This is a genomic window from Bartonella bennetti, from assembly GCF_045945445.1.
Lineage (GTDB): Bacteria > Pseudomonadota > Alphaproteobacteria > Rhizobiales > Rhizobiaceae > Bartonella.
Map to the genome: position 1 here is coordinate 1,048,221 of NZ_CP174576.1, position 12,304 is coordinate 1,060,524.

General features: G+C 36.4%; 11 protein-coding genes and 3 pseudogenes. 8 read left to right on the top strand and 6 right to left on the bottom strand.

The window, feature by feature from the left end; translation table 11 throughout:
- Nucleotides 1-135 precede the first annotated feature (135 nt).
- The 5 genes from ACJTDF_RS04695 to ACJTDF_RS04715 all read left to right on the top strand — a co-directional run bounded on the left by ACJTDF_RS04695 (nucleotide 136) and on the right by ACJTDF_RS04715 (nucleotide 6,448).
- Nucleotides 136-2,343 (top strand): TonB-dependent hemoglobin/transferrin/lactoferrin family receptor, encoded by a 2,208-nt coding sequence (locus tag ACJTDF_RS04695; protein WP_407966226.1) that lies wholly within the window; start codon nucleotides 136-138, stop codon nucleotides 2,341-2,343.
- 248 nt (nucleotides 2,344-2,591) lie between these two features.
- The gene (locus ACJTDF_RS04700) at nucleotides 2,592-3,635 is read left to right on the top strand and encodes a hemin-degrading factor (RefSeq protein WP_407965177.1); all 1,044 of its coding nucleotides are present in this window, start codon (nucleotides 2,592-2,594) and stop codon (nucleotides 3,633-3,635) included.
- A gap of 16 nt (nucleotides 3,636-3,651) precedes the next feature.
- Entirely contained in the window at nucleotides 3,652-4,554 is a 903-nt protein-coding gene (locus ACJTDF_RS04705; protein ID WP_407965178.1) for a hemin ABC transporter substrate-binding protein, read from the top strand.
- Between the two features lie 5 nt (nucleotides 4,555-4,559).
- Complete coding sequence (locus tag ACJTDF_RS04710) at nucleotides 4,560-5,657, top strand: FecCD family ABC transporter permease (protein ID WP_407965179.1); 1,098 nt, start codon at nucleotides 4,560-4,562, stop codon at nucleotides 5,655-5,657.
- Nucleotides 5,654-6,448 carry a heme ABC transporter ATP-binding protein gene (locus ACJTDF_RS04715; protein WP_407965180.1) on the top strand — a complete coding sequence of 265 codons (795 nt, stop codon included), beginning with the start codon at nucleotides 5,654-5,656 and terminating at the stop codon, nucleotides 6,446-6,448. Before ACJTDF_RS04710 ends, ACJTDF_RS04715 begins: the two co-directional genes overlap by 4 nt.
- Nucleotides 6,449-7,346: 898 nt before the next feature.
- On the opposite strand, the gene ACJTDF_RS04720 is transcribed toward ACJTDF_RS04715, so the two are convergent.
- The 3 genes and pseudogenes from ACJTDF_RS04720 to ACJTDF_RS04730 all read right to left on the bottom strand — a co-directional run bounded on the left by ACJTDF_RS04720 (nucleotide 7,347) and on the right by ACJTDF_RS04730 (nucleotide 9,257).
- On the bottom strand, nucleotides 7,347-8,018 hold the full coding sequence (locus tag ACJTDF_RS04720; protein ID WP_407965181.1) for a lysozyme: 672 nt from the start codon (nucleotides 8,016-8,018) through the stop codon (nucleotides 7,347-7,349).
- Nucleotides 8,019-8,194: 176 nt separating this feature from the next.
- Nucleotides 8,195-8,941: pseudogene (locus ACJTDF_RS04725) on the bottom strand (phage terminase large subunit); the annotation flags it as partial.
- A complete protein-coding gene (locus ACJTDF_RS04730; protein ID WP_407965182.1) occupies nucleotides 8,922-9,257 on the bottom strand; it encodes a hypothetical protein in 336 nt (111 codons plus the stop codon). The pseudogene ACJTDF_RS04725 and the gene ACJTDF_RS04730, both read right to left, overlap by 20 nt.
- Nucleotides 9,258-9,559: 302 nt before the next feature.
- On the opposite strand from ACJTDF_RS04730, the gene ACJTDF_RS04735 reads away from it, so the two are divergent.
- Both ACJTDF_RS04735 and ACJTDF_RS04740 read left to right on the top strand, forming a co-directional pair.
- The gene (locus tag ACJTDF_RS04735; RefSeq protein ID WP_407965183.1) at nucleotides 9,560-9,916 is read left to right on the top strand and encodes a hypothetical protein; all 357 of its coding nucleotides are present in this window, start codon (nucleotides 9,560-9,562) and stop codon (nucleotides 9,914-9,916) included.
- Nucleotides 9,917-9,985: 69 nt separating this feature from the next.
- Nucleotides 9,986-10,483: a hypothetical protein gene (locus ACJTDF_RS04740; RefSeq protein WP_407965184.1), complete on the top strand. Its 498-nt coding sequence runs from the start codon at nucleotides 9,986-9,988 to the stop codon at nucleotides 10,481-10,483.
- A gap of 223 nt (nucleotides 10,484-10,706) precedes the next feature.
- On the opposite strand, the gene ACJTDF_RS04745 is transcribed toward ACJTDF_RS04740, so the two are convergent.
- The 3 genes and pseudogenes from ACJTDF_RS04745 to ACJTDF_RS04755 all read right to left on the bottom strand — a co-directional run.
- Nucleotides 10,707-11,033, bottom strand: coding sequence for a type II toxin-antitoxin system PemK/MazF family toxin (locus tag ACJTDF_RS04745; RefSeq protein WP_407965185.1), 327 nt, complete (start codon nucleotides 11,031-11,033; stop codon nucleotides 10,707-10,709).
- A complete protein-coding gene (locus ACJTDF_RS04750; protein ID WP_407965186.1) occupies nucleotides 11,030-11,287 on the bottom strand; it encodes an AbrB/MazE/SpoVT family DNA-binding domain-containing protein in 258 nt (85 codons plus the stop codon). The genes ACJTDF_RS04745 and ACJTDF_RS04750 overlap by 4 nt, the downstream gene beginning before the upstream one ends.
- A 48-nt stretch (nucleotides 11,288-11,335) precedes the next feature.
- Nucleotides 11,336-11,704: pseudogene (locus tag ACJTDF_RS04755) on the bottom strand (hypothetical protein); the annotation flags it as partial.
- 4 nt (nucleotides 11,705-11,708) lie between these two features.
- Here ACJTDF_RS04755 and ACJTDF_RS04760 point away from each other — a divergent pair.
- Nucleotides 11,709-12,291, top strand: a pseudogene (locus ACJTDF_RS04760) (tyrosine-type recombinase/integrase); the annotation flags it as partial.
- Between the last annotated feature and the right edge of the window lie 13 nt (nucleotides 12,292-12,304).

Sequence of the window (12,304 nt, forward strand, 5' to 3'; positions counted from 1 at the left end):
AAACTGAATTAGTGCTTGGCTTACCAATTATGTGATTACATTGTGTAATTAGTAAGGCAAATATTTTTATATGTGTTTATTTTATATGTGAGAACTTATAGAGGGGGGCATTTTTTAAAAGAACCATGGTGGGCTATGCGAATAAAACGGAATATCTATAAAGAATATAAAGAGCATGTGATTTTAGGTATACTCTTAGTTTGTATACCTTCATTTGTTTTTGCACAAAACAGCGGTAAGGATTCTATAACTAAACTTAAACCAATCATAATTGAAAAAAAAATAGAAAATCCCTTCAATAAAACAACTGTTTTGACCGATCGTAACACTGCTCAAAATATTGATAAGAAACAAATAAATGATATTCGCGATGTTAACCATCTTAATCCATCTATAAACTATAGTGCAGATAATAACAGCTTTGTAATTCGTGGTTTAAATGCCAATCGTGTTTTAACAACAATGGATGGTATTCCTCTTCCATGGCTTGACGATGGAGTGCGTGGTATTAAAGGTGGAAGTTCTGCATTTGCTTTTAATGCGCTTTCTGCAATTGACATTGTTCGTGGTTCAGATTCTAGTCTTCATGGTTCTGGCGCACTAGGTGGGATTATTGCCTTACGTACTCTTAATCCTGAAGACCTCCTCACAAAAGAAAAAAAATGGGGTACTCTTACAAAAGGTAGCTATAATTCTGTTGATAAAAGTTGGCACGTAGATCAAGCTTTTGCAGTGCGAGCTAATCAAACTTTATTGCTTTTTCAAGGTTCTCGTGCAGAAGGTCATCAACGTAAAAATATGGGTACTGTAGAGGGTTATGGAGAGAAACGTACACGAGAGAATCCTGCTGACTTTGATAAAAATAATTTGCTTTTTAAAGTCCACCAATATTTTAATGATAATCACCGATTTGGCTTTACAGCAGAACGTTTCGCTTACAATAAAGACACTCACTCATTAAATGCTTCAACTGAAATATTTTTGCCACAATCTGTTTACAATGAGAAACACACACATCGTAAACGTTTTTCTGTCTCCTATGATTATAATGGTAATGAAGATGCTATTTTTGACGCATTTCATGGACAACTTTATTGGCAAAAGCTATCAAATAATCACATCTTAAATGGACATCGTATACAAATGCCAAAAGGAGACTATTTAAGAGATAATTTTATGCGCAATATTGGTTATGGCTTTAATGCTCATAGTTTCAAAAAATTAGATATTGGTTCTGTAAGTCATAAGCTAAAGTTCGCTGCAAATGTTTTCGCTTCTAAATTTCATCAATATGCATTGGGTAAAGATAATTGTCATTTAAAAGGAAGTGAGCATGCATGTGTATTCCTAAGTACGAACAAATCAGATGCGCCAGATACAAATAGCCAGGCTTTTGGTTTAGCTTTCGAAAACGAAATTGGTTTTTCTAACAATAGTCTTCGTCTTATCCCAGGAATACGTTATGATTGGTATAAACATATCCCTCAAAAGACATCTGCTTTTGAAAAAGCATTAGGTTCCAGAATACTGCCCGAAGAAAATAGCGGCTCACATTTTTCTCCTAAAATGCGGATAGAATGGGATGCTGATAATCAAGTATTATTTTATACTCAATGGGCGCAAGCTTTTCGCGCACCAAGCGTTTCAGAGCTTTACTTAACCTTTATCAGACCTTCTTTTTACTATATGATTGGAAATCCTAATCTCAAACCAGAGACCAGTAATGGATATGATATTGGTGTACAATACAACAACATGCATTTTAATGGTTCTTTCAGTGTTTTCACCAATGAATATAAAAACCTTATTGATGTTATAGATAAGGGGCCCTCAAAAGAATTTATATATGCGCGCAAACATTATATAAATCGTGCTCATGTGCGTATTTCTGGTGTCGAAACGAAAGCACATTTCACCTTGATTAATGGTCTTTATAGTAATGTTGCCCTTGCTTATACACAAGGAAAAGATCTTGATAAAAACGAATACCTTAACTCAATCCCAGCTTTTAAAACAGTATTTGGATTAGGATATACAAAAGAAATTTGGGGAACAGACATTGTACTTACTTTAGCTGCTAAGCGTGATAAAGTAAAAGGAAATTCTGATTACAATACAGTTCCAGGCTATGGTATAGTTGATATATTGGGTTGGTGGAAACCTTTCGGTGCAAAAGGTCCAATTATAAGAGCTGGTATTTATAATCTTTTTGACCAAAAATACTGGAATGCAACTGATCTGCCTTCCCCTTCTCCTATCCCTAGACGCCAGTCACTACCACCAAAAGATTATTTTAGTCAGCCAGGCCGTAACTTTAAGGTGTCTTATGTACAAAAGTTCTAATTATTGCTGTTAATCTTTAAACTATTGAGGAAATCATAATTGATAAAAAGGTATGTTATTACATTTTAATCCTTACTTTATTCTAACCCAAAAATTGGAAAAAGGATTATAGATATTTTAATTTATCAGATTCAATTTTTGTTATTGATAGGAGCAATTTATTGGCAGGCTGAGTCATTGTAAACAATGACTCAGCGTAGTTTTTTAAAATGAAGTAAAATTGACTCTAAATAAAGTAAGGAAAATCTATGTCTTATACAGCTGAAATGATTATTAAACTGCGTGAAGAAAAAAAAGATATGCGTAATCGTGATTTTGCTAATTCGATTGGTATATCTGAAGCAGAATTCATCGCAGCTTATCGTACAATCGGAAAAGCAAAAAGACTAAAAGTTGATATTCCTACTCTCCTTGAAACAGCTCCTAAAGTTGAAACCGTTATGGCATTAACACGCAATGAATATGCCGTTCATGAAAAAACAGGATGTTTTGAAAAAATTGTTCTGAATGAACATATCCCTATGACATTTGGGGAAATTGATTTGCGAATTTTTCCCAAAAAATGGGAATTCGGTTTTGAATATGAAATGATGGTTTTTGGAAAACCAACAAAAAGTTTACAATTTTTCGATCAATATGGTACTGCTATTTTTAAAGTCTATTCTAAAGATATGACAAATATGAAACAATGGGATGAACTTGTTGAAAAATTGCTTCATGAAGATCAATCATCTGCTCTTCATATTCTTTCTACCCCCGAGCCTATACAACACAATATAACAAATTTAGATGTTGAGAAATTCCGCGACCGTTGGAGAAAAATGACTGATGTGCATCAGCTCCATGAAATTACTTCTGAATTTAAAATTGGTCGGCATGATGCTGTAAAACTCGCTGGAAACGAGTTTACCGATGAATTAAGTGTAGAATCTATTGAAATTATGCTGAATAAGGCCGTTCAACAAGAAATACCAATTATGTGTTTTGTCGGTAATAAAGGCTGCATCCAAATTTTCAGCGGACCAATTAAAAACATTAAACAAATGGGACCTTGGCTCAATATTCTCGATGAAAAATTTCACTTACATATGCTTATTTCTGGCGTTAACAAAGTATGGCACGTTCGCAAACCTATAAGTGAGGGTTATGTTAGTTCTCTTGAAGTTTTTGATCAAAATGGCGAAATGATTGTTCAATTCTTTGGTCTAAGAAAAGAAGGTCAAAAAGAATGCGAAAAATGGCGTTCTTTATTGAATGATTTACCTTTATACCAAGAAACAAACATTATTTAAAGGATAAAACTTAGATATGTTGAGACCTTTTTTACATAAACTATCAGGCCTTTCTGTTTTAGTTTTTTTGTTTTTCTTTACTTTTATTTCTAGACAAGTAATTGCCGAACCGACAACAAATTTTCCTGAAAATGGGCGAATTATTTCCATAGGTGGTTCTCTTACAGAAATTGTTTATGCATTAGGAGCTCAAGATCAACTTGTAGCTCGTGACAGCACAAGTATCTATCCACAAGCTGCACTCAAACTTCCTGAACTTGGGTATATGCGTAACCTTTCCCCTGAAGGTATTTTATCTCTTTCTCCAGAAGGTATATTACTTATTGAAGGAAGCGGTCCTCCTTCAACAATTGATGTTCTCAAAAAAACATCAATACCTCTCATAATCATACCAGAAAATTTTTCACGTGAAAGTGTCATAGAGAAAATTCACCTTGTTGGTAAAGCTCTACATCGAGAGGCTCAAGCAACTGAACTGATTGAAAAATTGAACCGCAACTTTATGAACAATGATATGCTTTTAACAAAAATAACTAAACCAAAACGTGTTCTTTTTATTTTTTCCGTACAAAACGGAGGTGTTATGGTATCTGGAACAGATACTGCAGCTGATGGTATGATAAAACTTTCAGGAGGTATAAATGCCATTTCTGATTATAAAGGATACAAACTTTTAAATAATGAAGCCTTATTAAACTCAAATCCTGATTTCATCTTGTTTGTAAATCACAATGGAAATTCAACTAAAATTGATACAATTTTAGCTATACCAGCAATTCAAGCAACACCTGCGGCTCAAAACCATGCTATTAAACAAATAGATACCATGTATTTTTTAGGTTTTGGTCCACGCACTGCAGATGCATCAAAAGAGCTGATTAATATGCTTTATAACACAGAACAAAATGGTAAGAGTTGAAAGAAATGGTTAAGCATATTGCCACAACGCATATCTCTGAAATAATAGAAAATTCAAAAGAAAAAACCATAAATCGGGGGAAAATTGCGTTATTAAGTTTAATAGTGCTCCTTATCTTTAGTATTTTTAGTGGATTATTCAGTGGTGCATCAAATGCTTCTCTCATTAATCTCATTCATATAATTTTTACGCAAAATTTTTCAGTAGCTAGTAAGACATATGACTACCTTATACTTATTGATATCAGATTACCTCGTATTATCTTAAGTTCATTGGTTGGAGCAGCTCTTGCTGTTTCTGGCGTTCTTATGCAGGGACTCTTTCGTAATCCTCTTGCAGATCCTGGAATCGTAGGTGTATCAGCAGGTGCGAGTCTCGGCGCTGTATTAGTCATTGTCATTGGTGTTTCCTTCCCACCTTTCCTTATTCCTTTTCTAGAATCTTACAAAATTGTCATAGGCGCATTTCTTGGTGGGCTTTTATCAACAATGATTCTCTATGTAATAGCAACACGACACAATTTTACCTCTATTGCAACGATGCTTCTTGCAGGCATTGCTCTCAGTGCTTTCAGTAGTGCTATTGTTGGAAGTTTAATTTTCACTGCCAATGATCAACAATTGCGTGATATTACTTTTTGGAATCTTGGTTCTCTTTCGGGTGCCACATGGTTAAAAGTTTGTCTTATTTTACCTATTGTTTGGACTGGCTTGCTTTTTTCTCCATTTTTATCACGTGCGCTCAATGCGCTTGCACTCGGAGAAGCTGTCGCTCAACATATTGGTTTTCATATTCAACGAATTAAAAATATTGCTGTTTTACTTGTTGCTCTCATGTGTGGAGGAGCAGTTGCTGTCAGTGGTGGTATTGGTTTTATTGGTATTGTTGTTCCACATATTTTACGTCTGCTTATTGGTCATGATCACCGCTATCTCATTCCCTGTTCAGCTCTCTTAGGAGCAGTATTACTCATTTTCTCTGATACCTTTGCGCGTTGTATTATTGCTCCAGCAGAATTACCCATTGGAATTGTCACAGCACTTTTTGGAGCGCCTTTTTTTCTTTGGATCCTTATATACCAACGAGGAATAAATTTTTCATGATTGAGGCAATTAATATCTGTATTCAGCGCGGGAAAACACACATTCTCAATCATATTCATCTTCAAGCTAGAAGTGGCGCTCTCACTATCATTATTGGCCCAAATGGATCTGGAAAAAGTACCTTTATACAAGCGCTTAGTGGAGAAATTCCTTATAATGGTAAAATGACTCTAAATGGCCATGATATTAAACAAACACAAGCAAACAAAATGGCAATGATGCGTGCAGTTTTACCCCAATCAACAACATTAGCATTTCCATTTTTTGTTCATGAAGTAGTAAGACTTGGTCTTTCTATCAACAAAGTTAACATCACAAAAGCTCAATTTAAAAGCCTCCCTCAAAAAGCCTTAAAACGTGTTGGTCTAGCAAACTATGAAAACCGATATTATCACCAGTTATCTGGTGGCGAACAAGCTAGAGTCCAGCTTGCCCGTGTTCTTTGCCAAGTATGGGAGCCTATTTATAATGGAGTTGCTCGTTGGCTGATATTAGATGAACCTATTGCCAACCTTGATATACAACATCAGCTGATTGTTATGAATATTATAAAAAATTTTGTTCGTTGTGGTGGTGGTGTTCTTGCTGTTCTACATGATCTCAATCTTGCCGCTCACTATGCCGATAAAATGATATTATTAAAACAAGGAAAAATTTGTTGTGAAGGAGATGCCTCCACTGTTTTAACAACAGAAAATCTGCGTAAAGCTTATAATTGCTCACTCACAGTTTCTGAAGTACCTAAAAAAAACATCCCTTTCATACTACCACAAACAGCATCTCATTTATAACACATATAATACAACATCTTTTCCTGAAAAAAGGTTTGATTCAATTGGAAGATCAAGATTTTCGATAGACTTTTTCATATAAACTATTGTTCTTAATATAGATACTTCTGTAGAGCAGTTTAGCACCTTACACTCAAACTTATTAACTCATTATTGAACCATCAAATTAACGACACTTTCTCTATAGCTTCTACAGCTTTTTTATATACCAGAGCTTTAAAAAATTAGTGGAGCAAGCCGAAAGAAAAAGACGCGCGCTCTAGGAATAAATATCAAAGCGCTATTCCAAATCTTAATTACCTATCTCTAATTTTTAATAATATATTATTTTTATAAAATCTGGCAAAGAGGAAGAAATTCGAATCTCAAATTTAGGAGTAATAAAGCTTTGATTTTATATAATTTTTTTAAGGTGCGGAATGCCTAAATAAAAGTTAAGGAATAGGATTTCATGTTTTCTCTAAAATATATTGCCCATTAATGTCTTCTTTTGAGTTATTTTTATGCATCCTTTATCTTTATGATTCAATTTTTTGTGCACCTTTCCAACCACGTACATAAACACCTTGTTTGTTGTGCTATAAGATCTCTCTTGTTAAGTTTGAACTGATGGCGTTTAAATCTTGCCGGCTGAAGTAAATAGGCAACTAACCAACACAAGAAAAAGTGAGCTTATTTGTCGCATACTCACTGAGCAAGATCAGCACGCACATCGGCACCACTTTGCTTATTAGCTTCATTTTCTATTTTCAGCCGTGTTATTGCTCTCTCTTTGTTTGTGCCGTTCAGTCTTCTTGCCAAAACGAAAAACCTTCACTAAAGCTATAAAAAAAAGCGGTTAAAACCGCCATCACCATCACAAAAGATCTTTTTCTCCAAAAAATCATAAACGTTGCTCTCATAAGCGCTTAGCAATAAATACTAACCACAGACAGAACGCAAAAACTATAATGCCGGCTAGTGCCCATTGCACAGGTCCATCCCCTGCTAAAAATTTTCCAAATCCCGAAAAAATAGAAGATATGATCAGAAAAATATCTTTAATATAAACAAGAACTACTTCTTTTAAAAGCTCTGTTTTCTCCTGTTTGTCAACTACCTGATAATTAGGCGAAACATAAGCGCTCTTAGCCCATAATTCTGCCTCTGCTGCACGACGATGTACGAGGCCTTTCAAACGCTTGCCTCCCACTTTAGTCCATTTCTTCAATTCAATGGGTACAGATTCATAATCGCCTTTATTAAGCTTCTTAAGCAATGTAGAGTTTTGAAAAGCCGCTATCCCTATATTATAACAAAAGGAAACAAGAGCTCCAAACTGCTCATCACTTAAGTTAACATAAACCGCTTTCTCTACCGCCCGCTCATATTGACGCAAATCGGATAAAAGCATAGTTTCTGCCTTTTTTTCTGTAATGACCATGCCTTCAAAAACGATTGGCTTACCGGCCTTTTCCGTATGACCATATCCTATGCTCCAAATGTCAGAAGCATCTTGATAAGCATGAAGCCGTAGCCCTTCCCATTTCTTTAAATAATTGAGACAACTTTTACTGATTTTTCGTGCCATTATTCAATTCCTTTCTATAAATATACCTTGATTAATACGGTGTCATCCCCACCATCCCACCATCACCACTGGATAAAAGCGTTGCATCTTTTCCTGGAAAATATCCACCTCCTCTGCCATAAACACCCCCCTTAGCCACCATTACTACCTAGTTTAACAGTACTCTCTTTACCACCACGAGCAACACGCCCGATCCAAACCTCTTGCTCAGCGGCCAACATTTCCTTTTGGAAATAGGCTCTCTGAACCGCTTTTAAATAACCACCTTCCCAAATATGCTGATAGCTCTCTGCACGGTTCTTAAGATCATCCAACCGTGCCTCATTCAATATCTGCGGAAACTTCGGATTGTCTGACCAATTGATCTCAACACCCTTAATCCCTTCATTCTCTGAAAAACGAAACCGCCTCTCAACAGGAGCATGCTCACGTAAAGGATTCCATGTCACCCATAACTCTGCGCGCCATCCATCGCCCTCTTCACGTAAAGTCGGTATAAGAGTCTGCCACGCTGTCTCTGTAACAGGCTCTGCCTCATCAACCCAACAGAGCAAAATCCGACCCATCGATTTGATACTGGCTATATTCCGGTCTAGTCCTGAAAACTGGAAAGATATTCGACCATCCTTCGACTTAATCGAGGACTCCCCAACCTGATAATAATCCTTTAAAAAATCATGCGCTTCAACAGCGCGCTTAATTTCCTCCAAGGAACTCTCTGCCAACGAATTCTGAAATTGACGCGCACAAAGGATCGTCCCAGAAATGCCTCCCATACCAAATTGATAGCCTTTCAAAGCAGCCATCAAAGCAAAGGATCTCGTCTTCCCTGATCCCCGTCCTCCCCATGCCGCACGCACCGCTGCTGTTCCTGAAAAAATCGGTATGAGCTTGGGGACAATCTTAATCTGTCTTATGGTCATCAACCAAAGGCGCTATTTCAACGCGCCCTATCATTTTAATCGCTCCACCGTTCTCTCCGGTAACCTGTAACGGCAAAACCTTACCAAGCAACGATAAATAAGCCGCAGGACAGCTGACAGCTTGCTTTTCTAAATAAGAGACCAAACCATCATTTCCTATTTTATTGCCCGCATTCTCAGCAGCCTTAATCACAGCTTCTTTCAAAAGACGCGTTATTTTATTCGGAACACCTTTAACGCGACCACTTCCTGCCTTCGGAGGAATACGCTTCTTAAGTGGCGCTTGAGGAGGCTGAGTGGTATTTTCTGATGTCATAAAATACACCCTCTAAATAACAAAAAACCCCGCATTTGCAGGGCATACAGAATGAACGGAACTGAATTTTTGACACAATTCAACCAGTGCCGTGATGTCATTAAATACGACTTTTTACGTCATGTCAACAAAAAAATCTAAATATTGTGCTTTTTTATTTCCCTCACCTAAATCTAGTGTTTTTAACACCAAATGAGACATTATTGTATCATCTAAACGAATCCATTACACGACTGATCATTACAAAGGGGGGGGAGAACAATGCGTGATATTGTCATAGTAATAGTGGGTATACTTATACTATGGCTATAGTCTCTGACATGTGGGAAGAAGCAGAGAATGGTCGGAATACAGAATTTCAAGGTACTCTTTTATTAGTCATAGTACTCGGGGTGCTTTGGTATCTTGAATTTTCAAGAAACTTTTTATTAGTAGTAGCAATTTTGTTGTTTGCTTGGAGAAATTACCTAGGAATAATAGCAAATTTTGAACATGATCGCTTAATTGAAAATTATCAGATAGCGTCTGATTGGAAGGATCAAAGAATTAATGAACTTAAAGCGGTTGAAGAGGAAATAATTAATGAGGAATTATCCAAGATAATAATAAAAGCTTTGGCAACAACAGAAACAGATAATGATAATGGAGGAACAGAATAAATCTGGTTGAGAAAAAATCAATTAAAGGTTCAATACTATGACTAATAATTAATAAAAAGGGGGGAGAAAATGTGGTTTATCATACAAGTTGTAATAACTATTTACATAATAATCCCACTATTAATTGGTATCACTGTATTAGTAATTTACGTTATTAGCGAAATTCTGAGAGTAGCATTAGCTGTAATATGGGCAATAATACTTGTAACACCGGTAACACTATATATAATAACATTACCAATGGTAGAAACAATTAGCTATGCCTTTACAAAGGATAAAAGCAAATGGAAAGAATTAATTGAGAAACGAGAACAACTTAGAAAACGCATAGCAATTAAGAAAAAAAGTCAATTTGCCAAACACGACGAAACTGTTTTCTTCCGTGCAGCAGCAAGCACTTTCATGATTATATGTCTCATATTAGTCGTTTTTGTATATCTTCCTGACTCTTTTGCTCCTTATTGGCGAGCGCTAATCATTTTAATGCCTGCTCTTCCTCTTACAGTCTGTATAGCACCAATCCAACATAGAATACAGGTGCTACCTCTTTCACTTTTATACAGATAATGCTTTTCTGGTTTCAATTCTACGGCAATCACACAGATAAAGACACTGTAATCTACATCGTATTTTTTGAAATATTCATGTATATATTATTTAGCTTTTTTCACATAAGATTCGTAGCTTCAACTATCAGAAGAGCAATCCGTAACAAACCTGCACTGCTTGATCTTCTACTTGATCTTCTATAAGATATCTGATCTGAAAACTGGATCCTACATATAATTGGTTAACTAAAGATCGTCACGACCTTCGCCAATACCTCATTCATAATAGCTGTTGGCAAACTTTCTACTTTACGCCCATTGCGCACCACCAAATCGAGAACACGAGGTTGATCGCAACGAATGACACCCCTAGTTCTTGTGCCCGTAAGCGGCACTGCAAATCCAATACGGCGAACAAAATTTCCACCGCTTGTGATCGGCAAAATAACTGGTAAACCTGTTACTTCATTAAAATCATCAGGAGAAACAATGACGACAGGACGATGCCCACGCTGCTCTCGTCCTTGGATTGGTTCCAAATCTACCATATAGATGTCACCACGCCTCATATAAGCTCGCCCCCTACAGCAGAGGCATCAACCCACTCACGTTCTTCAGGTGATTGCGGTTGCGAATAATCAGAGTCAGCTAATAACTCAGCCATCGTGTATCGTGGCCGGACTGGTGATTCCACGACAAGACGACCATTATCAATAGCCAAACCAACTTCGGTATTTTCAGTCAAGTGAAGAACATCAAGCAATGCAGGGGGAATGGAGAGCATCACCGATCCTCCAACTTTCCGTAATTTTGTTATGTACATAAAACGCCCTCTCTTATATTATATAAAAATATAACATTCTAAAGCCTACTATTCAATAATCTTTTTATACTTTTGTGTAAAATGTCTATGAAGCGCATTCAGAATAATCCGCAATGAAGATACAAGATATAGTAATGCTTTATCTTCACTAGCAAGATATTGTAATGCTGCCTAAAGATTATGTTGTCGATAGAAGCCTTGTGTTTCTCTTATGACCTCTTGTACATTTGAAAATTGCTCTGTTACCAACTGAACCCATTTATCCCTTTCCTTCTCATCAGAAGAGGAAGGCATTTCATCATAAACAGCACTAGGCAATCCTTTCGCACAGAGGTAATTGTTTTTGATTTGTAGATACTTTTGTGCTGCATCATATTGCTCTTGATTGATTTCGCCCTGCAAATAAAGCCGACCAACATCTAATACAAAAGGTGCTATACCATGGTTAGAGAAAGATATTGATCAATATTATCACTGTTGGCCTCATGATACTCATGAACATGTATGGATTGACGTTCTTCTGTACACTGTTTACAGCGTGGTGATGCCGTTCGCATTGGCTGCAAATGCGTCAAAGATAATATCATTCATCTCAAAACAGAAAAGAGCCAATTTAAAACAGATGTTTTTCTTCCCATTTTATCAGAACTCGCAGAAACACTTAAAATTGGTCCTATTGGAAATGAAACATTTATTTGCGGGAAAAGTGGAAATCAGCTCATTAAAGAAAGCTTTGGCAATCTATTTCGTGAAGCCTGTAATGCAGCGGATATAAAAAATCAGCTCACGGATTAAGAAAATTAGTAGCAACACGTGCTGCTAATGCCGGTGCTACAGTTTCACAAATGAAAGCGCTTTTTGGCTGGACAGAAGACAGTATGACATCACTCTATCCTCGAACAGCTGACAGAAAACGCCTAGCAATAAAAGCTATCAAAAAACTTCAAAAATTAGGGATAGAACAGAAAAAACATAATAAAATCAATAGAATAAAAAATCTCTAACCTTTAGATAGCC